The following is a 24,324-nucleotide window of genomic DNA, read 5'->3' as shown; positions in this document are numbered from 1 at the left end:
CAACAGAAGTGAGGGTTAGATTCCTTAAATCGACGGATGCATTGTCATAAAAAGGGTTATGACTACTTTCGAATCATTAATATCCGCAATAATGGGGAGATGCCCCTTGATTTGCATTAGTATAGTATTGTATAATCACTTTTAAATTGTAAACTTGAATATGAAAATGCTTTGACCGGGAAGTAGTAAAGATTGTGAATGGACGACAGGGAGCGAGGGCCAGAGATTGAGAGCCAGCGCCGAACCAATGCAATTTTGAATTCATCCTGCGAGCAGCTACCGGGACCAGCAAAATGCTGTAAAGGTATGCCGGCTTTAATCTAGTCGTTATGTCAATGAAGTGATTGCTTGGCGTTTGCCCTGCAATAACTAGGGTGGTACCGCGAATATGTCCTCGTCCCTTTTTTAGGGGCGAGTTTTTTTATGCCATCAAAAAGCTGACATTTATTTTGTAGTGGAAGTGAAACATCAGTTACAAGCTTGGGAACAATCAAAATCTAGACGCATTGTTTACCTATAGTGATAGCTGCAATGACACCAAGGCGAAATTGATTTGAACAAGGAGGATTTACACATGGAAGAGCAATTAAAGCAGTTAGAGCAAGAAGCACTTGCTAAAATTGAAGCAGCAGCAAATTTAAAAGAATTAAATGATGTGCGTGTAGCCTATCTAGGAAAAAAAGGACCTATCACAGATTTATTAAAAGGGATGGGGAAATTATCAGCAGAGGAACGCCCTAAAATGGGTGCCTTAGTAAATACAGTTCGTGAAAAGGTAACAGCAGTTTTAGAAGAAAAGGCAACTGTGCTAGAGGAAGCAGCTATTGCTGAAAAATTAGCAAGTGAGTCGATTGATGTCACTTTACCAGGTCGAGAAATTAAAGTAGGAAATCGCCATCCTTTGACACGTGTTATTGAAGAAATTGAAGATTTATTTATCGGAATGGGCTATGAAATTGCAGAAGGTCCTGAAGTGGAGAAGGATTACTATAACTTTGAAGCACTAAACTTACCAAAAGGACACCCTGCCCGTGACATGCAGGATTCATTCTATATTTCCGAGGAAATATTACTACGTACACAGACATCACCTGTGCAAGCCCGCACTATGGAGGCAAAAAAAGGTGAATCGATTCGCATTATTTGCCCAGGGAAAGTATTCCGTCGTGACAACGATGATGCTACACACTCTCACCAATTTATGCAAATTGAAGGGCTAGTTATTGGCGAAAATATTCGTATGAGTGATCTTAAAGGTACTTTAGATTCTCTAGCGAAGAAAATGTTTGGTGCTGATCGCGAAATTCGATTACGTCCGAGCTTTTTCCCATTCACAGAGCCGTCTGTTGAAATGGATATTTCTTGCTTCAAATGTGGTGGTTCAGGCTGTAACATTTGTAAAGGCACAGGCTGGATTGAAATTTTAGGAGCAGGTATGGTACATCCAAGAGTACTTGAAATGTCTGGCTATGATCCGAAAAAAGTTTCAGGCTTTGCATTCGGTATCGGTGCAGAACGTATCGCAATGTTGAAATACGGTGTCGACGATATTCGTCATTTCTATACAAGTGACACACGTTTCTTATCACAATTCGAGCGAACAGAGGCGTAAGGGGGATTAAAAAATGTTAGTTTCATTAGAATGGTTAAAAGATTATGTAAATACACAGGATTTAGTGCCTGAGCAGTTAGCGGAAAAAATTACGCGCTCTGGAATTGAGGTAGATGCGATAATTGATCGCGCTAACGGAATGGATAAAGTTGTAGTGGGCTATGTCGTATCAAAAGAAAAACACCCTGAAGCGGATAAATTAAATATTTGCCAAGTGGATGTTGGTGAAGCTGAGCCACAGCAAATTATTTGTGGTGCGCCAAACGTTGATGCGGGACAAAAGGTTATTGTGGCTCGTCCAGGTGCACATTTACCAGGCGGCATTAAAATTAAAAAAGCGAAACTACGTGGACATGAATCAAATGGTATGATTTGTTCATTACAAGAGCTAGGCATCGAAGGGAAGCTTGTTCCTAAAGCATATTCTGAAGGAATTTATGTACTTCCTGCTGATGCTGAAGTTGGTTCAGATGCCCTTGCTATTTTAGGTTTACGAGACACAGTACTAGAGCTCGGTTTAACACCAAATCGTTCAGATGCACTGTCAATGCTGGGTGTGGCATACGAAGTTGGTGCAATTCTTTCGGAAGAAGTGAAGTATCCAGAAATCGCCTACAACACATCTACTGAAAAAGCAGAAGACAAATTAAAGCTTCGAGTAGAAGATTTACAAGCAAACCCAATGTACGTAGCTAAAGTTGTGAAAAATGTAAAAATCGCAGAATCACCAATGTGGCTACAAAATCGTTTAATGGCTGCGGGTGTACGTCCTCACAATAATGTTGTCGATGTAACGAACTATATCTTAATGGAATACGGTCAACCGCTTCATGCCTTTGATTATAATAGCCTTGCAACAGGTGAAATCGTTGTACGTAAAGCGACAGAGGGTGAACAAATTACAACTTTAGATGACCAAGAGCGTACATTAAAAGCGACTGATTTAGTGATTACTAATGGTAAAGAGCCAGTAGCTATCGCAGGTGTTATGGGAGGCGCAAATTCTGAGGTAACAGAGTCTACTACAACAGTTGTTATTGAATCTGCTTATTTCGATGGCTTAACTGTACGCCAAACTTCACGTCGTCTAGGCTTGCGCTCAGATGCCTCTGCACGTTTCGAAAAGGGCGTTGACCCTAATCGCGTTTTACCAGCAGCAGAACGTGCAGCAGCATTATTAGCTGAACTTGCTGGTGGAGAAGTGCTAGAAGGAACATGTCTTGTCGATGAACTGGATAAAACACCAGCTCGTGTTGTTGTATCGCCAGACTTTATTAATGAACGTTTAGGAATGAAAATTTCATTAGAAGATATGCTTTCTATTTTAGAACGTCTGAAATTCGGGGTAGAGGCAGCGAACGGCCTGTTAATAATTGATGCACCAACTCGTCGTCAGGATATTAAAATTGAAGAGGATATCGTTGAGGAAATTGCTCGTTTATTTGGTTATGATGAAATTCCAATGACATTACCAGAGGGTGCTACTCAAGTAGGTAGTTTAACACCATATCAAGCAAATCGTCGTGTAGTTCGTAATTTTATGGAGGGAGCAGGGCTTTATCAGGCTGTAACCTATTCATTAACATCTGAGACATTGTCACAGCGTTTCGCATTAAAGGCTGAGCCAGTTACTCGCTTGCTAATGCCTATGAGTGAAGAACGTTCAACATTACGTCAGAGCCTGATTCCTCATCTAATTGAAGCAGCTGCTTATAATGTAGCTCGACAAGCTGAGAGTGTTGCACTTTATGAGGTTGGTTCTGTGTTCCTTGGTCAATTAGAAGAAGGGCAGCCATATGAGGAAGAGCATGTAGCAGCAGTTTTAACAGGAAAATGGTTAGATCATGCTTGGCAGGGTGAGAAGAAAGCAGTTGACTTCTTTGTCTTAAAAGGCATTATTGAGGGCGTTATCGGTAAGCTTGGTTTAGGGGGACGCGTTTCATTTGTGCAAGCACAAGTCGATGGTTTACATCCAGGACGTACGGCTAGCATTCTTTTAGATGGTGAGCAAGTCGGCATTATTGGCGGTTTACATCCTGCAGAGCAAAAAGCGTGGGGTGTTAAAGACATATATGTCATGGAAATGAATTTAGTAGCATTATTAAATGCCACTGCACAAGAGGAACCACTTGCCTACACATCAGTGCCTCGTTTCCCAGCAATGTCTCGTGATATCGCTCTAATCATGAATCGCGCTACAACTGCAGGGGAAGTTATCACAGTTATCCGCTCAGCTGGCGTAAAATTATTGAAAGACATCCGTGTATTTGATGTTTATGAGGGTGAAAAAATGGAGCCAGGTAAAAAATCTGTTGCGTTCTCACTCACTTACCTTGATCCAGAGCGTACTTTAACAGATGAAGAAGTTGTTGCAGCTCATAATAAGGTACTAAAAGCAATTGCAACAATTGAAGGTACAGAAGTACGTTAATATTATTTAGGAAGACTGTCTTACGGGGCAGTCTTTTTTAATTTGGGAGAGGTAATTTGTAGAGAGTGGTTATTGTACTTGAAAGGAGTTGAAGGGTGATAAGTGAGTGAAAGATGATCAAAAAAAATTGCTTCGCTCAAAAGAGTTGAAAGATGATAAAAAAAGTGATTGCTTCGCTCAAAAAAGTGTGAAAGGTAATCAAAAAAGTGACTACTCTGCTCCAAAAAGTGTGAAAAGTGATCAAAAAAGTAATTGCTCTGCTCAAAAGTTTTCGTAAGGTGATCGAAAAAGAGGTTGCTCCACTGGAAAAAGGATGGAAGTTATCGAAAAAATGATTCCCCGCTAATTTTATAAACGAGTTGCTAAAGTAAAATAGGTTCGACTAAGCAAGGAAATATCAAATGTATCAATAATGTGTCATAAATGATTCTCTGTCTGCTCAAACAAAGCACTCAATAATTTGAACGACCCGATTAGTTGTGAAATCGAGTCGCTCAAACTACTTCCTTTAAATCATTTTTCTTGCTTTTTCGGTATTTGCAAAATGCCATTTCGTAATGGAACGTAAAAAATCTTCACCTTGACCTCGCCAAATACGTGCTGCTAAAGCATCTACTTTCGCAGAAGCTCCCTTTAATAATTCCAATCCAGCAAGCTTACTTAGTTGATCCATTTCCTTTAAGAAAGCCGCACGAGCTAATATGGAGGCCGTTGCGACTGAAACATGCAATTGCTCTGCTTTCGTTGAAAAAAGCACATCCTCTCGAACAATTTCTCGCTCAGTCTTTAAGTAATTGTAATAAACGCCCCGTTCTGCAAATTGATCGATTAAAATATGCTGTGGTTTTTCTGGCGCCATTTTTAGTAGAGTGTTTTTAAGTGCTTTATTGTGCATCATTGCCTTCATTTTTCCCTGTGAATAGCCCTTCGCCTGTAAAATATTGTATTTCTCATTCCGCAGTACCAGTACACTATGGACACAGGCTGCACGTAAATCTGGTGCTATTTTACGCATATAGTCATCTGTTAGCATTTTTGAATCTTTTACTCCAAGCTCGTTTACCAGCTCAATTTTTGTTGAGGGGACATAAACAGCTGCTACTGTAATCGGTCCGAAAAAATCGCCAGTGCCAGTTTCATCTGAGCCAAGTACTGACATTGTAGCAAATCCATTTGGCAAAACATCTCCCTTTGCACCAATGGCTGAAGCTTTTGGCGGAGTAGGTATACTACTGCCCCAGCGAGCAGCTTCCCGTTCAGCTCCTCCCCCTTGAAACATTAATTTACCTGATTTATACATGGTGATTGCCGTATCTGGAAGCTTTGCAGCAAAGATAACACCAGGTGCATTTCGTTCTACATAATGGCTTGCATAGAAGTCCATCACTTCTTTTTGTATATTTGTTGATATTGATAGCACAATATTTGACATTTAATCGTTCCTTTCTGTCCTCATTGTTCACAATTTTATATCTTTCATGGTATGATAATAAATAGCTTTTTTGTGTGATGCTGTTCACAAATAAAAAAATCGTGAACATAAAGATTTAAAAAAGGAGGGTGCGACTATGGAAAATCAAGAGAAGAATAAAATTTCCGTGGAAATATATGGTCACACTTATAAAATGGTTGGCTCTGAATCCATTGGACATATGCGACTTGTCGCTTCAATTGTTGATGACCGTATGCGCGAAATGAATTTACATAACCCCTCACTTGATAGCACAAAACTTGCCGTTCTAACAGCAGTAAATACTGTTCACGATTATTTACTATTAAAAGAGCAGATGGAGAGACTAGAAGAAGAATTGAAAAAATTAAAGGGTTGAAGTGAATGCTAGATTTAATCATATTGGCGGTGCTATTAGCTGGAATTATTACTGGTGCAAAACGAGGTTTCATCGTTCAGATGATGCATATCGTCAGCTTTATAGTTGCCCTCATTGTTGCGTATATTTATTATAAGCCATTAGCACAAAAATTTGTGTTTTGGATTCCGTATCCAGGTGTAACGGATTCAGGTAGTCTTGGCGTAGTCATAGATAGTCTGGATTTAGACAGCACATTTTACCGTGTCATTGCCTTCGCTGTTATTTTCTTCGCTGTGAAAATTTCATTGCAAATTATTGCGTCGATTTTTGATTTTATAGCGTATTTACCAGTGTTAAACACTTTAAATCGCTGGCTTGGAGCATTGTTTGGCATGATTGAAAACTATTTAATTATGTTTATTTTGCTATACATTCTTGCCTTATTGCCAGTTGATTTTATTCAAGGGTTAATGTCGAAGTCACTGTTAAGTGGTCTTATTTTGGAGCATACACCGATTATTACGAAGATGTTCCAAAACTGGTGGTATATTTATATGCAATAGTAAACTTTGCACTTCTCTCGGCTGTGAGAGAAGTGTTTTTACGATAGGAGGAACTTCTGTTGAACAAAAAAACAATTATTCGCACACTTGAAAAAATCGCATTATATATGGAATTACAGGGGGAAAATCCATTTAAAGTGTCAGCCTTTCGAAAAGCGGCTGCGGCCCTTGAAGGGGATGAACGTTCATTAAGTGAGATGGAGGATGTAACGAAGCTAAAAGGAATTGGTAAAGGAACTGCTGCTGTTATTGAGGATTTATTGGCAACTGGACAGTCCAGTCTATTAAAAGAATTAGAAGAAATTGTTCCTAAGGGCTTATTACCATTATTAAAATTACCTGGATTAGGTGGTAAAAAAATAGCCAAGCTTCATCAGGAGCTAGGAATTGATTCGGCAGAAAGTCTAAAGGCGGCATGTGAGGCATGTAAAGTTCGTGAGTTGGCAGGCTTTGCGGCAAAAACTGAAGAAAAAATATTGAAGGAACTTGCCAATTTAGCTAATCGTTCAGAGCGTTTACCAATTTGGCAGCTGGAGTCTGTTGTTTTACAAATAGAGGCACTTCTAGGTAGTATGAAGGAAGTAGAACGTTTTTCAGTTGCTGGAAGCTTCCGTCGAGCTACAGAAACAAGTAAAGATATTGATTTTATCGTTGTGACTGAAGCAGTTGAGGCTGTTCGTGAACAACTGCTGCATGAGCTCTCCATACAAGAAGTGGTAGCAGCTGGTGATACGAAAATCTCTGTCATTTTAGATTTAGACGAGCCAGTAAGTGTGGATTTCCGATTAGTAAAGGATGCGGAATATGCAACTGCCCTACATCATTTTACAGGCTCAAAGGATCATAATGTTCGTATGCGTCAAATTGCTAAAGCTCGTGGTGAAAAGATTAGTGAATATGGTGTTGAGCAGGCGGATGGCACCGTATTGACCTTTACAGATGAAGCAGCATTTTTTGCCCATTTTGATTTACCGTTTATCCCTCCAAGCCTACGTACAGGTACAACAGAGTTTGACAAAACCGGTGATATTCAAACCTTAGTAAAACTAGAGGATATCAAGGCAGATTTGCATATGCATACAACTTGGTCAGATGGAGCCTATTCTGTGGCAGAAATGGGCGAGGCTTTAATCGCACGAGGCTATCTATATAGCGTTATTACAGATCATTCGCAATTTTTAAAAGTAGCAAATGGTTTAACGCCTGAGCGTTTAGTAAAGCAGCGTACTGAAATAGAGGCATTTAATAAAGCACATTCGAATTTTCATTTATATGCAGGGACAGAAATGGATATTTTGCCAGACGGGTCACTTGATTTTGAAGATGAAGTATTAAAAGAGTTAGATTTTGTGATTGCATCCATCCACTCTAGCTTTACACAGTCTCAGGAGAAAATAATGACACGCTTACTAACGGCGATGCAAAATCCGTATGTGCATATGATTGCGCATCCTACAGGTCGCATTATTGAGGATCGTCAGGGTTATAATCCTGATATGGAGCAATTAATTGCTTGGGCGAAGGAATATGGTAAAATTTTAGAGTTAAATGCCAATCCATATCGTCTTGATTTATGTGTGGAGCATTTAGAAATGGCTATGGCAGCCGATGTGCCTGTAGCCATTAATACAGATGCCCATGATATTGCTCATTTGCGTTTTATGGATATTGGGGTCCGTTATGCAAATAGAGCATGGCTGAAAAAGGATATGATTGTGAATACATGGACGCGGGAACAATTTGAGGCGTTTATTCGACGAAATAAATAGGTTGAGGAGGTGTTCTCAGTGATCGCAGAACGCGCATTGAAAACACTAGAATATGATAAAGTACGTCAGCAAGTGGCTGCATATTGTACTTCATCAATTGGCAAAACAGCTATTGATGAGCTTGTACCACAGACAGACTATGAAAAAGTTGTACAATTATTAGAGGAAATGGATGAGGGACTTTCCATTTTACGTGTAAAAGGCAATGTACCAATGGGTGGAATTTTTGATGTACGCCCAGCTGCAAGACGTGCACAAATCGGTGGTATGCTTTCAGCGATGGAATTGATGGAAGTTTCAAGTACGATTCGAGCTAGCAGAATTCTTCGCAATTTCATTGAGGATATTGAATCAGAAGCAGTGATTGAGATTCCTCATTTCATTACGAAAAAGGAAGCAATGCCTGTTTTAACTGGCTTGCAACATGAAATTAACAATTGCATTGATGACAACGGTTCAGTGCTAGATTCAGCAAGCCAAACTTTGCGTTCCATACGCCAGTCCTTACGAGCTGAGGAGGCTAAGGTACGCTCGAAGCTTGAGAGCCTTATTCGTGGGAGTAATGCCGCAAAAATGCTGTCAGATGCACTCGTAACTATCCGTAATGATCGCTTTGTTATTCCCGTTAAACAGGAGTATCGTCATCATTATGGTGGGATTGTTCATGATCAATCATCTTCGGGTCAAACATTATTCATCGAGCCAGATTCGGTTGTGCAGGCAAATAATGAAATTCATCGACTCAAAATGAAGGAGCAAGCTGAAATTGAACGCATTTTACTTGCTTTAAGTGCTATGGTAGAGGAAGTAGCCCCTGATTTATTTAACTTAGTAAAAGTACTTGGTGAAATAGACGTTATTTTAGCAAAGGGGAAATATGGTCAAGCAAATAAATGTACAATGCCAAAAATGAATAACGATGGCTATATTCGCTTAGTACGTGCACGTCATCCACTTTTACCGATTGACACTGCAGTTGCGAATGATATTGAATTCGGTAAAGACATTACGGCAATTGTTATTACAGGACCAAACACTGGCGGTAAAACAGTAACATTAAAAACTGTTGGATTATGTACATTGATGGCACAGGCTGGTTTACCAGTACCTGCTCTTGATGGCTCAGAATTAGCGGTCTTCAAGCAGCTATTTGCAGATATTGGTGATGAACAATCCATTGAGCAATCACTATCAACATTCTCCTCTCATATGGTTAATATTGTAGACATTTTACAAAAGTTTGATCATGAGTCACTAGTTCTCTTCGATGAACTAGGAGCTGGAACAGATCCTCAGGAGGGTGCAGCTCTTGCTATTTCTATTTTAGATGAAGTACATGGAAGAGGAGCTCGTGTGATGGCAACGACTCACTACCCAGAACTAAAAGCTTATGGTTATAATCGTCCTGGTGTTGCCAATGCAAGTGTGGAGTTTGATATTGAAACTTTGAGTCCAACATACCGTTTGCTTATTGGTGTTCCTGGTCGCTCCAATGCATTTGAAATTTCAAGTCGCCTTGGCCTACCAGAATCCATTATAGATAGAGCGAAAGACTTTACAGGTACAGATCGACATGAGGTTGAGTCAATGATTGCTTCACTTGAGGAGACACGTCGCCAATCCGAGGATGATGCAGAGCGATCTCATGAATTACTGATAGAATCTGAAGCCTTACGTAAAGAGCTACAGGAAAAACTACAAGCTTATGAAGAGCGTAAAGAGGCACTTGATAAAAAAGCGAAGGAAAAAGCTCGAAAAATAGTCGATGAGGCGAAAAGAGAAGCAGAATCGATCATAGCTGAGCTACGTGAAATGCGTAAAAATGCGGACCAGGTCGTGAAGGAGCATGAGCTTATAGAAGCTCGTAAGCGCTTGGAAGAAGCGACACCTCTCGATAATAATAAAGTGCTAAAGAAAGCAGCTCAAGTTAAGGCTCGCGCTCAAAACCTAGTTGTCGGAGACGAGGTAAAGGTGTTAAGCTATGGTCAACGGGGTACTTTACTGGAAAAAGTGTCCGATTCCGAATGGATTGTGCAAATGGGCATTTTGAAAATGAAAATTTCGGATAGTGACCTTGAATATATCAAGCCAGAGAAAGAGCCCGTGCAACGTATTGCAGGTGTTAAAAACCGCAATAGCCATGTGAAATTAGAATTGGATTTACGTGGTGAGCGTTTCGAGGACGCGATTTTACGTACTGAAAAGTATATTGATGATGCCTTACTAGCCAATTATGGGCGTGTATCCATTATTCATGGTGTTGGTACAGGTGCATTGCGCCAGGGAATTCAAAACTATTTGAAAAAGCATAAGCGTGTAAAATCCTTCCGTTTTGGTGAAGCCGGTGAGGGAGGCTTTGGTGTCACGGTTGTGGAATTGAAATAAGCAGTAAAGGGGACGGAGAAAATGCTGAATTCTAGCTTTTGGCGATATCCGATTATCGAAACGGCAGGATACTTTAGTGTTGTTGTGTTATGTTTAGTCGTCTCGATGGCATTGTTCGAAGTCGTTACGAAATATAAAAATTGGGAAGAAATAAAAAACGGCAATGTTGCTGTAGCACTCGCAACTGGAGGGAAAATTTTAGGGATTTGCAATATTTTCCGTTACTCCATTGCTCGACACAGCACTTTGAGTGAAATGATTGGCTGGGGTCTTTTTGGCTTTACATTGCTGATTGTGGCATATTTTTTATTTGAATTTATGACTCCACGTTTTAATGTAGACCAAGAAATTGCGAATGATAATCGCTCAGTTGGCTTTATTTCCTTCACCATTTCAGTAGGTCTATCGTTTGTGATTGGGGCAAGTATTGCATAGGAGTGTCATGACATGGAAAAATTAGCAAAAGTACTAATCGTTGTCTGCATCGCATTTTTGGCAGTCGGTGTCTACTATATGATGACCCTTTAAACAAGTAACGCATCCTGTTTGTGAGGATGCGTTTTTGTTATGTCTATGGCTGGCGTGAAGAATTGCTCAACTTGAGAGTGGAATCGTTCGGGTAAGGTTGAGAACTGCTCAGATAGAGAGTAAGGTTGCACGGGCAATGTCGAGGGCCGCTCAGGTAGAGAGTGAAGTCGCTCGGGCAAGGTCAAGAAACGCTCAGGTAGAGAGTGAAGTCGCTCAGGCAATGACGAGGGCCGCTCAGGTGGAGAGTGAAGTCGCTCGGGCAATGACGAGAATCGCTCAGGTGGAGTAAGAAGTCGCTCGGGTAAGATCGAGAACCGCTCAAGTGGAGAGTGAAGTCGCTCGGGCAATGTCGAGAATCACTCAGGTAGAGTATGAAAATGCTCGAAAAGGGTGAAAAACGACTCAGGTCAAAAATAAAATCAACTAAATTGGGCCAAATATTCACAAATTTTCTTAATATTAATCTTTTTCGCAAACTTAAGGTGATTAAATTTTTAATTTAAAAAAAGCTATTTGCAAAGGTGATAAAACTTGCTATAGTCTAGGCAAAAAGAAAGGAGAATTTCATGATATTAAAACCATTTGAACAAGCAACAATTATACCAGGATTACGTGCATTGGTTCATCGATTGGATTCAAATCATTCGCTGCATTTAAAAGTTTCGCAAGAGTTACAGCAATTAGAAGCAGGCGATTTTGGAGAACAATGTATAATAAGTGAATTGCAAAAACTATCACAGACACTGGAAATCTATGTTTTGCATAATATTACTTTGTTTGAGCCTGTTCCTATTCAGCTTGATGTTGTAGTTATTACTCCTTATGATGTAGTTGTTATTGAAAGTAAAAATATACGTGGGAGGATTGAATTGAAGCATCATCCAAGACAAATGGTCCGTATATTAGAAAATGGTGACAAACATATTTTTAATCATCCAGAAATTCAACTCGAAGAATATATTTTTGGATTAAATTCTTTTTTTAAACAATTTAAGGTCCAAATAGAAGTGACAGGGATTATCGTTTTTCCTTTTAATAACGCTGAAATTTATTATGAACAAGGAAAGTTTCCGATTTTAATGAGGCGTGAACTGTCCTATTTCCTAAGACAACATTTAAATAAAAATAAATCACAACGAACGATTCCAAAATCACAAATAGCTAATCTCTTACTAAAGCATCATCGTGCTTTTCAGACTTCCCCATTATGCACCTACTACAATATTAATCCAAAAATTCTTCAACAGGGTATATTCTGCAGACATTGTAAGCAGTCAAAAGTAATCCGACAAAAGCATAGCTGGTTTTGTCCGGCTTGTAAAAAGTATGACAAATTAGCTCATCATCAGGCATTGCAGGATTTTTGTTTATTGATTGATGAGAAAATTAATACACAATCCGCACGTTATTTTTTAGCATTATCAAATCGACATCTTACAAAAAGGCTGCTACAGGAATTTTCTAAGAAAAAGGAAGGATGTAACAATAAGACATTTTATTATTTAAAGGACGATTAAAAGAGCTTGCTTAGGGGATGTGAAAATTTATTCGTGACTGCTCAAGAAAGGAGAGTAGTCGCTCGGGTAGCACCGAGATTTGCTCAGGTAAGGAAAGAAGTTGCTCAAGTAGCACCGAGATTTGCTCAGGCAAGGAAAGAAGTCGCTCGGGAGGCACCAAAACTTGCTCAGGTAAGGAGAGAAATCGCTCAGGTAGCACCAAAAACTGTTCAGGTTGATATCGCATTTCGCCCCCCACTCAAACAGCATAAATTATCCCCCAATCTTCGACAAAATCAAAAATTTCATCATCATAAAAATTCTCTCGAAATCACTCTTGCACAAAATTCTACTGAAATCTATCAATAATCTTTCATTCTTCCAAAAAATATCCCTCACAATTTATTTTTGAGATATAGAAATATTGCTTCACTTGTTTGCATAAAAAAACAAAGAATGAATGAGTATTCATAAGGTCTTGCAATATAAAACCCTATAAAATACAGTCATATAAATGTTGTGAAATGCATAATAATTAATCGAAAATGCATTTATTTTCTATTTTGTGTTTGAAACTGTATTTCTTTTTCATTATAATTAATATAAGAATTTACAAAGTTTGGGACAAAGGGGAGAGGACATATGACAACAAAACCATGGCTAGCAAATTATCCTGAAGAAGTACCATCGTCTTTAACGTTTGAGGAAATTCCGGTGCAAGAGTTTTTGACACGTGCCTATAAAAAGAATCCATCGAAAGTGGCGATTCATTTTATGGGAAAGGATTTGACGTACACAGAGTTATATGAATCGGCGCTTAGATTTGCAAACTATTTACAGGTCCTAGGTGTAGAAAAGGGCGATCGTGTGGCAATAATGCTACCAAATTCGCCGCCAAGTGTAATTGCTTACTACGGTGCAATGTTTGCTGGGGCTGTTGTCATACAAACAAATCCACTTTATACTGAACGTGAGCTACAATATCAAATGGCTGATTCAGGTGCAAAGGTTATATTAGTGATGGATATTTTATATCCACGTGTCATGAAGATCATGAAGGAAACGGCACTTGAAAATGTGATTGTTACAGCTATAAAAGATTACTTACCATTTCCGAAAAATATAGTTTATCCTTTTATTCAAAAAAAGCAATACGGTTTTAGTGTGAAAGTGGAACATAGCGGTCAAAATCATCTATTTACTGAAATTATGCGCTCTTCGCCAATCAAGGTACTGGATATTCCTTTTGATTTCGAGGAGGACATTGCCTTGCTCCAATATACTGGAGGTACAACTGGCTATCCTAAAGGTGTAATGCTGACTCATAAAAACTTAATTGCCAATACAACAATGTGTGATGCATGGATGTATAAATGTGTGCATGGGGAAGAAACCATAATGGGCATTTTACCGTTCTTCCATGTTTATGGTATGACCACAGTTATGCTATTATCTGTTTTTACACAAAATAAAATGGTGTTATTACCAAAGTTTGATGCGGAAACGGCACTGAAAACCATTGATAAGCAAAAACCGACACTATTTCCAGGGGCACCAACATTATATATTGGTCTATTAAATCATCCAGAGATTACAAAATATGATTTGTCATCCATTAAAGCTTGCTTAAGCGGCTCGGCATCACTTCCAGTTGAAGTGCAAGAGAAATTTGAAGCAGTCACTGGCGGAAAGCTTGTAGAGGGTTATGGATTAACAGAAACTTCCCCTGTAACACATTCAACACCTATTTGGGGTAAACGCAAAATTGGTTCAATTGGTTTACCATGGCCTAACACGGATGCAGTTATTTTACGTACCGGTGATACGGATATACTTCCAGTTGGTGAGGTTGGAGAGATTGCTGTAAAAGGTCCACAGGTGATGAAGGGCTATTGGAATCGTCCAGAGGATACGGCAGCAACGTTCGCAGATGGCTGGTTTTTAACTGGGGATTTGGGGTATATGGATGAAGAAGGCTTTTTCTATGTAGTGGATCGTAAAAAGGATTTAATTATTGCAGGCGGTTTTAATATATACCCTCGTGAGGTAGAAGAAGTTTTATATGAGCGAGAGGAAATTCAAGAATGTGTAGTTGCAGGTATTCCAGATCCTTACCGCGGAGAAACAGTAAAAGCTTATATTGTATTAAAAGAAGGATATTCGATAACAGAAGACGAATTAAATAAATATTGCCGCCAACATCTAGCAGCATTCAAAGTTCCACGCTATTATGAATTTAGAGAGGAGCTTCCGAAAACAGCTGTTGGGAAAATTTTACGTCGTTCATTAGTGGATGAAGAAAAAACAAAATTAGCGAATAAAGAAGCAAAATAAATACGTCATAAAGTATTGACAAGCAAAGTTGTAAAATATAATATGAAAATATGAATGAATGACCATTCATATTTTCGTATTTTTTTAAATTAACATGTCATATCCTTACTATTTACCAAATAAGGATTACATCATGTCAAAAATCGTTAATGAAACATGTATGTAGACGTCTGTAAGTTTTTTTAGGTGGTGATATATAAGTGAAACGTGATAAGCCGAAATATAAGCAAATTATTGATGCAGCTGTCATCGTTATAGCAGAGAATGGGTATCACCAAGCGCAAGTATCGAAAATCGCTAAACAGGCTGGGGTGGCTGATGGAACAATCTATTTATATTTTAAAAATAAAGAAGATATCTTAATTTCTGTCTTTAATGAAAAAATGGCTGTTTTTGTTGAGTCATTACAAGATATAATAGAAAATGGAAGTACGTCCAAGGACAAACTTTCACGCATGATAGAAAATCATTTTAATGTTCTAGCGACAGATCGATACCTAGCAACCGTCACACAATTAGAACTACGACAATCGAATAAGGATTTACGATTAAAAATTAATTCGGTGTTAAGAGAGTACTTACAATTACTTGATCAAATTTTAATCGAAGGTATGCTTTCAGGTGAGTTCAATCAAACGATGGATGTACGCTTGGCACGTCAAATGGTATTTGGAACAATTGATGAAACCATTACGTCGTGGGTCATGAATGACTATCGATATGATTTGATAGAACAGGTTCCAAAGGTTCAGACATTAATTCTGAACGGCATTAAAGCTTAAAAGGATGTGGAGAAATGGAATTTCTAAGTTGGAAAGTTGAAGATGGAGTAGCAATTATTACAATTGCACGACCACCAGCAAACGCATTATCTCGCGGAATCATTACCGAAGTCAATGCAGTACTAGATGCTGTAGAAAACGATGACGCAGTACGTGTCCTTGTACTTCACGGTGAAGGCCGTTTCTTCTCAGCAGGTGCAGACATAAAGGAATTTACAGAAGTTGAATCTGGCGAAGAATTTACAAAGCTTGCGAGCAATGGACAACAAGTATTTGAACGTGTTGAATCATTCTCCAAACCTGTTATTGCTGCAATCCATGGCGCTGCACTTGGCGGTGGTCTGGAGCTTGCGATGAGCTGTCATTTGCGCTTTGTAACAGAATCTGCAAAATTAGGACTGCCTGAATTACAATTAGGCTTAATTCCTGGTTTTGGTGGCACACAACGATTACCACGCTATGTTGGTGTTGCAAAAGCTGCAGAAATGCTGTTTACCAGTGAGCCAATTTCAGGTACAGAAGCAGTACAATGGGGTTTAGCGAATCGAGCATATACAGATGAAGTATTGCTTGAGGAAACGTTAAAGACTGCTAAGAAAATTGCGAAGAAGAGTCCAGTCGCCTTAAAGGCAGCTATTCAAACTTTGCAATTTGCGAAGCATGCTTCATTCTACGAAGGTATTGAAGCAGAGGCAAAATCGTTTGGTACTGTATTTATAACAGAAGATGCTAAAGAAGGAATTCAAGCATTTATTGAAAAACGTGAACCTGTGTTTACTGGTAAATAATTTTCCATTAGTGTCGATAGCACTTGTCAAGTTTATTATCGACGTTATCCAAACTGAAAATATATAATATTTATAAGTTTACTTAGAATTAAAAAACGTTCCAGGAGGTATGGATATATGAACATTTTTGCATTAATTAAACGTACGTTTGATACGGAAGAAAAAATTGTTGTATCTGGTGGTAAAATTCAAGAAGATGGTGCTGAATTCATCATCAACCCTTACGATGAGTATGCCATAGAAGAGGCAATCCAAGTTCGCGATGCTGCTGGTGGTAAAGTAACAGTAGTAACAATTGGCGGCGAAGATGCAGAAAAGCAACTACGTACAGCTCTTGCAATGGGAGCGGACGAAGCGGTTCTTATTAACACTGAAGATGATTTAGATGAATTAGATCAAAATGCAGCTGCTTTTATCTTAGCTGAGTATTTAAAAGATAAAGATGCTGACTTGATTTTAACAGGAAATGTAGCGATAGATGGCGGCTCTGGACAAGTAGGTCCACGTGTTGCAGATTTACTTGGCATTAACTATGTAACAACAATTACAAAACTTGAAATTGATGGAACATCTGCGAAAATTGTACGTGATATTGAAGGTGATTCAGAGGTTATCGAGTCCTCTTTACCACTATTAGTAACAGCTCAGCAAGGTTTAAATGAGCCCCGTTACCCATCTTTACCAGGTATCATGAAAGCGAAGAAGAAACCGCTTGCAGAACTTGAATTAGATGATTTAGATATCGATGAAGATGATGTAGAAGTGAAGATTGAAACTGTAGACATCTTCTTACCAGCGCAAAAGGCAGCAGGACGTGTTCTTGAAGGCGATCTTTCTGCACAAGTAAAAGAACTGGTAAATCTACTTCACACAGAAGCAAAAGTAGTTTAAAAAATTTGATGATGTCAATCGAATCTTAAAGGGTAACGGAGGGAATATACTATGTCAAAAAAAGTATTAGTATTAGGTGAAGTTCGTGAAGGAAGCTTACGTAATGTTTCTTTCGAAGCAATTGCAGCTGCAAAACAAATCGCTGATGGTGGCGAGGTTGTTGGCGTACTTTTAGGGGACGCTGTAGCAGATTTAACAGGTTCATTATTTGAATATGGGGCTGACCGAGTTGTAACAGTAGAGCATCCACATTTAAAACAATATACATCTGATGGATATGGTCAAGCGTTATTAGCTGTCATCGAGCAAGAAAATCCGGCTGGAATTGTATTTGGTCATACGGCTAATGGCAAAGATTTATCACCAAAGATTGCAAGTAAGTTACAGGCAGGTCTAGTATCTGATGTCACTTCAATTGAAGGTGCTGGCGATGATATCGTATTTATCCGTCCAATTTACTCTGGTAAAGCTTTCGAAAAAATAAAAGTAAAAGACGGCGTTATTTTAGCTTCTATTCGTCCAAATAATATTGCACCTTTAGAAAAAGTAGAAGGCAAATCAGGAGACGTATCTTCCATTACGGTAGATATTACAAACCTTCGCACAATCATTAAAGAGGTTGTCCGTAAATCTTCTGAAGGTGTCGATCTTTCAGAAGCAAAAGTAGTTGTAGCAGGTGGACGTGGCGTTAAATCAGAAGAAGGCTTTGAACCATTAAAACAGCTAGCAGATTTACTTGGTGGTGCAGTTGGTGCCTCACGTGGTGCATGTGATGCTGAATACTGTGATTATTCACTTCAAATTGGTCAAACAGGCAAGGTTGTAACACCTGATCTTTACATTGCAGCAGGTATTTCTGGCGCAATCCAGCACTTAGCAGGTATGTCAAACTCTAAAGTAATCGTTGCGATTAATAAAGATCCAGAGGCTAATATTTTCAAAGTGGCAGATTACGGTATTGTAGGAGATTTATTCGAAGTAGTGCCTCTTCTAATTGAAGAATTTAAGGCATTAAAAGTAAATGCATAGTAAATGATACAGGGGGAATTCATTCTCCCTGTTTTTTTGTATAATGCTTTATTTTAAGAATTATCGCAAAATAAAATATTGACATAATGATTAATAGCCCTTATAGTGGTGGATAATCATTAAATTTTTCAATAAAAAAGTTATGAAACGCAAAGATTAGGAGTAGTAGAAGCTCATTATTTGGTAGAGAGAGCTGCGGGGTGGTGCAACGCAGTCCATTAAGACTTTGAACTTGCCTAGGAGTGGTAAAATAAATGGAATTGACAGATTATTCTATTTGTTTGACGATTAACCTTCGTTACAAGGTTTTAAAGTAGGGTTCGTATCGAATCAATTAGAGTGGTACCGCGGTTTGCTTATGGCATATCGTCTCTTCTTTCATTTAACGGTGAAAGGATAGACGATATGTTTTTTTGATTTTAGGAGGAAAGAACATGGAAAAAGACAACCATACATTAAAACGCACAATGTCCTCACGACATATTACGATGATGGCTTTAGGTGGTGCCATTGGTGCAGGATTATTTAAAGGAAGTAGTGCTGCCATTGATATGGCAGGGCCATCAGTGCTCATTGCCTATTTATTAGGTGGTATTATTCTTTTATTTGTTATGCAAGGTTTAGCGGAAATGGCAGTTCGAAATAGCGAAGCTAGAACGTTTAGAGATTTAGTTCAATCGATATTAGGAAAGTACCCCGCTTATTTCTTAGATTGGATCTATTGGAAAATGTGGGTTTTAAATATTGCGGCGGAATCTGTAGTTGCAGCTATTTTTATCCAATATTGGTTACCAGGTTACCCAATTTGGATTCTGGCATTGTCAGTCTCGGTGTTAGTGACAGCGATTAATTTATTATCAGTGAAAGTTTTTGCTGAAACAGAATATTGGTTAGCGTTAGTTAAAATTTGTGTAATCGTCGTGTTCATTATCGCAGGTTTAATTTTATTACTTGTTTCTTTTGGTCAGCATACAGCTGTTGGTTTTTCAAATTTAACGGAGCATGGCGGCTTCTTCCCTAACGGATCAACGGGATTAATTGCTGCAATGCTTGTGGTTATTTATTCTTATGGTGGCACTGAAATTATTGGTATTACATTGGCGGAAACAAAAAATCCTGAAAAGGTAGTTCCGAAAGCTGTACGCAGTACATTAGTCCGTATTGTGACGTTCTATTTACTGCCTTTCTTTATTATCGTAAGCTTAATTCCTTGGAATGAAGTAAATGGTGTGCCAGAAAGTCCGTTTGTGATGGTTTTTAAAATGATTGGGATTCCTGGTGCAGACCATATTATGAACGCCGTTGTTATACTGGCAATTATCTCCTCCATGAATTCAGGGCTTTATGGCTCATCTCGCGTGTTATATACTCAGGCTGTGGATGGCCGTGTTCCAAAAATCTTTGCTCATTTATCGAAAAGAAAAGTTCCAGTATATGCGATTTTAATGTGCACGTTAGCTTTATATGTTGGTGTAATTATTTCCCTATATGCTGGAAGTAAGACTTTTGAGTTTCTAATGGGTTCTCTAGGATACACGGTGTTATTTATTTGGTTGATCATTGCGATTGCGCATCTGAAATCACGTAAAAAACAATCAGAAAAAACAAGTGCCTATGTAGTTAAATGGTTCCCTTACACGACATGGATTGCTATTATTGCGTTAAGTGCCATCCTGATTGGTATTATTTTTACAACTTCAATAATCGTAACAGGTATTACATTAGCTATATATATCTTTATTACGTTAACATACGTTTATAAAGGTCGTTATCATACAAATTAGGTTAAATATTAAAGTGATTTCATGATGTTTCGACTATTTTCATCTTGTTTTTCATAAATTATGCATTGCAGGCAGATTGTTCGCTCAAGGGAAATTATCCATGCTATACTACAAACATAGTAAGTTTAAGGAGGATTTCAAATGGCAATTGTACATGCAACAGATGCAACTTTCCAAGATGATATTAAAGAGGGGTTAGTGCTAGTAGACTTTTGGGCTGCTTGGTGCGGACCATGTAAAATGATTGGACCTGTACTTGAAGAAATGGATGCTGCAGGCAGTGCAGCTAAAATTGTAAAAGTAGATGTAGATAACAACCAAGGTACGGCAGCGCAATACCAAATCATGTCTATTCCATCTTTATTATTATTTAAAGATGGTGAATTGGTAGACAAAACTGTTGGCTTCCAACCTAAAGAAGCGTTAGAAGCATTTATCACAAAACATGCTTAATTTGTAAGAATCGAAAAGCTGAGCCATCATTTGATGTGCTTGGCTTTTTTTCGTTATATAATAAGCTAGTAGGAAACCTTATTCCGAAAATAGATAAAGGGGTACATTTTAAATTTTATCTTTTTATCTGCTCTATTTTTACGGGATAAAAATGGACGGGCACTATGTTTAACTAAGAGGGGGCAGGTTGCAATGAATGATTTAGTAAAACGAAAGCTGGATATTTTGCCCGATCAGCCTGGCTGCTATTTGATGAAGGATCGGCAAGGAACTATTATTTACGTAGGAAAAGCAAAAGTACTAAAAAATCGAGTACGCTCGTATTTTACTGGTACACATGAGGGGAAAACACAGAGGCTTGTAAGTGAAATAGAAGATTTTGATTATATTGTGACCTCCTCTAATATTGAGGCATTGATTTTAGAGCTTAATCTCATAAAACTTCATGATCCTAAGTACAATGTCATGTTGACAGACGATAAAACGTATCCGTATTTAAAAATTACGAATGAAAAACATCCTCGTCTTATCACGACACGAAAAGTGAAAAAGGATAAGGCAAAGTATTTTGGACCCTATCCCAATGCATATGCAGCAAGCGAAACAAAAAAGCTGCTGGATCGCTTATATCCGCTTCGAAAATGTGTACAATTACCTTCCAAGGTTTGCCTGTATTATCACATGGGTCAATGTATGGCACCTTGTGTGAAGGAGATTGATGCTCAAATTTATCAGAATATGATTGAGGATATGACCAAATTTTTAAATGGTGGTGTGGAGGCAGTCAAAAAGGAACTAGAGGTAAAAATGCTAGCCGCTGCTGAAAATTTAGAGTTTGAACGTGCAAAAGAATTCCGTGATCAGATTGCACATATTGATACAGTTATGCAAAAGCAAAAAATTGTCACAAGTGATACGACGAATCGTGATGTATTTGGTTATGCAGTAGAAAAAGGTTGGATGTGTGTCCAAGTATTCTTTGTTCGTCAAGGTAAGCTGATTGAGCGTGATGTCTCCATTTTCCCGATTTATCAGGAAGCAGAGGAGGAGTTTTTAACATTTGTTGGCCGATTCTACGGAAAGCTAGAGCATATTAAGCCAAAGGAAATTTTTATCCCACAAGCGATTGATGCTGCGATTTTAACAGAATTATTAGGTGTAAAGGTATTAACGCCAAAGCGCGGGCAAAAACAAGAGCTTGTTGACCTAGCTACAAAAAATGCTGAAATTGCAGTAGCTGCTAAGTTCCAGCTCATTGAACGTCAGGAAGAACGAACAATTGGTGCATGTGAGGCACTTGGTGAAGCGATGGGAATTTCTACACCTCTACGAATTGAGGCTTTTGATAACAGTCATATGCATGGAACAGATGCTGTATCTGCAATGGTGGTGTTTATCGATGGTAAGCCTGCAAAGAAAGAATATCGAAAGTATAAAACTCGTACAGCTGCTAAGCACGATGACTATGGGGCGATGCAGGAAGTAATACGTCGTCGTTACATACGTGTACTAAAGGAAGGATTGCCCTTACCAGATTTAGTTTTAATAGATGGTGGGAAGGGACAAATGGAAGTTGCACGAGAAGTATTAGAGGATGAGCTTGGGCTGGTCATTCCAATCGCCGGCTTAGCGAAGGATGAAAAGCATAATACATCACAGCTTTTATTTGGAGATCCGCCTGAAGTCATTGCGTTAAAGCGCACAAGTGATGGATTCTATCTATTGCAACGAATTCAGGACGAAGTACACCGCTTTGCCATTACATTCCTACGGCAGCAGCATGAAAAGCATGCCATTCAATCTGTTCTCGATCAAATTGAGGGCATCGGTCCAAAGCGAAAACAGCAATTACTAAAGCACTTTGGTTCTGTCAAAAAAATACGAGAGGCAAGTGAGCTAGCATTACAAGAGGCTGGGATGCCTGCTAACCTTGCTAATCATATATATACCTATTTTCAGCAACAGACATTGTCAAAGGATTAGACATATGCTAATGTTTAATAAAATACATTCACTATTTTAAGTGATGATAGAGGTGCAAGATTCAAAAGTAGTACATTAGAGGATGAACAAATCCTATGAAGATGTATGAAAGGGGAGCTTGCCGAAGTGGAGCATCGTTGTTTCCGATGCTGTGCTGGTTTTGCATTTAAGAAATGTAAGACTGTCGATTCTAAACGTTTCGGAGAGCTATCACACATGCGCAAGTTATTTTTATTGTACATGTATAGGCAGCTTTCACGTTATGTGAAAGCTGCTTTTTTGGTTTTCTAGCAGATACTCCGATTAGAAATGGCGTTAAATTAGGGATAGATGAAAAGGAGAAGAATCAGGATGGCAAGAATTGTAATGAAATTTGGCGGTGCTGCATTAGCTTCAACAGCACATATTTATGAGGTTGCGAAAAAGGCGATTAATGAAAAAGAAAAAGGTCATGATGTGGTAATTGTCACTGCAGCAATGGGGAATTCAGCGAAAGAATTAACGAAAATGGCACGAGATTTATCCGATGATGCGTCTAAGCGTGAATTAGATGTGTTGCGATCAACGAGCTCACAGTTAGCCAGCGCCTTAGTGGCCATAGCCTTACAGGAAAAAGGCTATGAGGCAGTGTCATTAACAGGCTGGCAGGCAGGTGTTCAGACAGATGCAATGCATGTTAATGCACGCATTGAGTATATAGACGATAGTCGATTAGAAGAGCATTTGGCACAGAGGCAAATAGTCGTAGTTGCTGGGGAGCAGGGGATTGATCATTTACAAAATATTACGACTCTTGGTAAAGGTGGAGCAGAAACGGCAGCTGTGGCCATCGCGGCAACACTGGATGCGGAGCGTGTTGATATTTACACGAACGTGGATGGTGTTTATACTGCTGATCCAAATTATGTAAACGGTGCACAAAAGTTAAAGAAAATTTCCTATGATGAGATGTTAGAGTTATCAAACTTAGGCGCACATATCTTACATCCACGAGCTGTAGAATTAGCAAAGAAGTTTCAAATACCAGTTATTATTCAATCATATGAAATAGATACAGTAGGTACTTTATTGAAGGAGGAAGTTGAAATGGAAAAAAATTTAATTGTACGAGGTGTTGCCTATGAATCAGATGTTATTCGTTTAACAGTAGGCTATGATGCTTATTCGGATGCTTCGTTGGCAGATATATTTACGATACTTGCAGATCATCGCATTAATGTGGATATCATCGTGCAAGCGATAATCGACGGTCTAAAACCGACTGTATCTTTCACGATTTTGAAAGAAGAGTTTGCAGAAGCTTTGCGTGTTCTAGAAGAAAGTAAACTGTCGCTCGGGTTTAGCTTTGCTGATTTTGAAGTTGGCTTGGCAAAGATATCTATTATTGGATCAGGAATGGCGTCTAATCCAGGCGTTGCTGCCAGAATGTTTGATCGTTTACGACATGAAGGCATCCCTGTTAAGATGGTCAGTACATCTGAAATTAAAGTGTCGGTTGTAGTGCCTCAAGACGACATGATTCATGCAGCTAATGCTTTACATGATGAATTTAATTTAGAGCAAGCACTTTATATGTAAGAATGAAAGGATGTGCCAATAGCCACATCCTTTCATAGTGTTGAAAAACTAAATGGTCAAGGGACTCTTTGTGAACACTACTAAGTCAAATGAAGGTGATTTCCGTT

Annotated in this window: 20 protein-coding genes, 1 riboswitch and 1 other annotated feature; of the genes, 19 read left to right on the top strand and 1 reads right to left on the bottom strand. The window is 38.7% G+C overall.

Going from position 1 to position 24,324, the window contains the following annotated elements; genetic code table 11:
* Positions 1–574 precede the first annotated feature (574 nt).
* From pheS to AC3WOM_RS17680, 3 genes are all read left to right on the top strand, one after another.
* Entirely contained in the window at positions 575–1,612 is a 1,038-nt protein-coding gene (pheS, locus tag AC3WOM_RS17690) for a phenylalanine--tRNA ligase subunit alpha (RefSeq protein ID WP_427548181.1), read from the top strand.
* A gap of 13 nt (positions 1,613–1,625) precedes the next feature.
* A complete protein-coding gene (gene pheT / locus AC3WOM_RS17685; RefSeq protein ID WP_492447789.1) occupies positions 1,626–4,043 on the top strand; it encodes a phenylalanine--tRNA ligase subunit beta in 2,418 nt (805 codons plus the stop codon).
* A gap of 106 nt (positions 4,044–4,149) precedes the next feature.
* Positions 4,150–4,320: a hypothetical protein gene (locus AC3WOM_RS17680; protein WP_492447788.1), complete on the top strand. Its 171-nt coding sequence runs from the start codon at positions 4,150–4,152 to the stop codon at positions 4,318–4,320.
* A gap of 231 nt (positions 4,321–4,551) precedes the next feature.
* On the opposite strand, the gene rnhC is transcribed toward AC3WOM_RS17680, so the two are convergent.
* Positions 4,552–5,475 (bottom strand): ribonuclease HIII, encoded by a 924-nt coding sequence (rnhC, locus tag AC3WOM_RS17675; RefSeq protein WP_492447787.1) that lies wholly within the window; start codon positions 5,473–5,475, stop codon positions 4,552–4,554.
* Positions 5,476–5,611: 136 nt separating this feature from the next.
* Here rnhC and zapA point away from each other — a divergent pair, with 136 nt between their 5' ends.
* The 16 genes from zapA to AC3WOM_RS17595 all read left to right on the top strand — a co-directional run bounded on the left by zapA (position 5,612) and on the right by AC3WOM_RS17595 (position 24,217).
* Positions 5,612–5,872, top strand: coding sequence for a cell division protein ZapA (gene zapA / locus AC3WOM_RS17670; protein ID WP_286924560.1), 261 nt, complete (start codon positions 5,612–5,614; stop codon positions 5,870–5,872).
* 5 nt (positions 5,873–5,877) lie between these two features.
* Entirely contained in the window at positions 5,878–6,417 is a 540-nt protein-coding gene (locus AC3WOM_RS17665) for a CvpA family protein (protein WP_427548175.1), read from the top strand.
* Positions 6,418–6,476: 59 nt separating this feature from the next.
* Positions 6,477–8,186: a DNA polymerase/3'-5' exonuclease PolX gene (gene polX, locus AC3WOM_RS17660; protein ID WP_492447786.1), complete on the top strand. Its 1,710-nt coding sequence runs from the start codon at positions 6,477–6,479 to the stop codon at positions 8,184–8,186.
* Positions 8,187–8,204: 18 nt separating this feature from the next.
* Entirely contained in the window at positions 8,205–10,571 is a 2,367-nt protein-coding gene (locus AC3WOM_RS17655; RefSeq protein ID WP_492447785.1) for an endonuclease MutS2, read from the top strand.
* Positions 10,572–10,592: 21 nt separating this feature from the next.
* Positions 10,593–11,006, top strand: coding sequence for a DUF350 domain-containing protein (locus AC3WOM_RS17650; RefSeq protein ID WP_010860124.1), 414 nt, complete (start codon positions 10,593–10,595; stop codon positions 11,004–11,006).
* Between the two features lie 659 nt (positions 11,007–11,665).
* Positions 11,666–12,616 carry a nuclease-related domain-containing protein gene (locus AC3WOM_RS17645; protein ID WP_492447784.1) on the top strand — a complete coding sequence of 317 codons (951 nt, stop codon included), beginning with the start codon at positions 11,666–11,668 and terminating at the stop codon, positions 12,614–12,616.
* Positions 12,617–12,649: 33 nt separating this feature from the next.
* On the top strand, positions 12,650–12,964 hold the full coding sequence (locus tag AC3WOM_RS17640; RefSeq protein ID WP_492447783.1) for a hypothetical protein: 315 nt from the start codon (positions 12,650–12,652) through the stop codon (positions 12,962–12,964).
* 273 nt (positions 12,965–13,237) lie between these two features.
* The gene (locus tag AC3WOM_RS17635) at positions 13,238–14,929 is read left to right on the top strand and encodes an AMP-binding protein (RefSeq protein ID WP_427547812.1); all 1,692 of its coding nucleotides are present in this window, start codon (positions 13,238–13,240) and stop codon (positions 14,927–14,929) included.
* A 200-nt stretch (positions 14,930–15,129) separates the two neighbouring features.
* On the top strand, positions 15,130–15,711 hold the full coding sequence (gene fadR / locus AC3WOM_RS17630; protein WP_427547810.1) for a fatty acid metabolism transcriptional regulator FadR: 582 nt from the start codon (positions 15,130–15,132) through the stop codon (positions 15,709–15,711).
* Between the two features lie 14 nt (positions 15,712–15,725).
* Entirely contained in the window at positions 15,726–16,499 is a 774-nt protein-coding gene (locus tag AC3WOM_RS17625; RefSeq protein WP_427547808.1) for an enoyl-CoA hydratase, read from the top strand.
* 117 nt (positions 16,500–16,616) lie between these two features.
* Complete coding sequence (locus AC3WOM_RS17620; protein WP_286926016.1) at positions 16,617–17,390, top strand: electron transfer flavoprotein subunit beta/FixA family protein; 774 nt, start codon at positions 16,617–16,619, stop codon at positions 17,388–17,390.
* 51 nt (positions 17,391–17,441) lie between these two features.
* Positions 17,442–18,419, top strand: coding sequence for an electron transfer flavoprotein subunit alpha/FixB family protein (locus AC3WOM_RS17615; RefSeq protein WP_492447782.1), 978 nt, complete (start codon positions 17,442–17,444; stop codon positions 18,417–18,419).
* Positions 18,420–18,562: 143 nt separating this feature from the next.
* Positions 18,563–18,796 (top strand) — a binding site (T-box leader).
* 57 nt (positions 18,797–18,853) lie between these two features.
* Positions 18,854–20,203, top strand: a complete 1,350-nt coding sequence (locus AC3WOM_RS17610) for an amino acid permease (RefSeq protein WP_492447781.1) — start codon at positions 18,854–18,856, stop codon at positions 20,201–20,203.
* A 141-nt stretch (positions 20,204–20,344) separates the two neighbouring features.
* Positions 20,345–20,656: a thioredoxin gene (gene trxA / locus AC3WOM_RS17605; RefSeq protein ID WP_053592451.1), complete on the top strand. Its 312-nt coding sequence runs from the start codon at positions 20,345–20,347 to the stop codon at positions 20,654–20,656.
* Between the two features lie 192 nt (positions 20,657–20,848).
* Positions 20,849–22,639: an excinuclease ABC subunit UvrC gene (gene uvrC / locus AC3WOM_RS17600; RefSeq protein ID WP_492447780.1), complete on the top strand. Its 1,791-nt coding sequence runs from the start codon at positions 20,849–20,851 to the stop codon at positions 22,637–22,639.
* A gap of 39 nt (positions 22,640–22,678) precedes the next feature.
* Positions 22,679–22,857, top strand: a riboswitch (Lysine riboswitch).
* 133 nt (positions 22,858–22,990) lie between these two features.
* The gene (locus AC3WOM_RS17595; protein ID WP_492447779.1) at positions 22,991–24,217 is read left to right on the top strand and encodes an aspartate kinase; all 1,227 of its coding nucleotides are present in this window, start codon (positions 22,991–22,993) and stop codon (positions 24,215–24,217) included.
* Positions 24,218–24,324 lie beyond the last annotated feature (107 nt).

The organism is Lysinibacillus sp. FW301-JW8 (assembly GCF_058788755.1).
The sequence above is the reverse complement of the archived record's forward strand: the minus strand, read 5'-3'. Positions and strand labels throughout refer to the sequence as shown.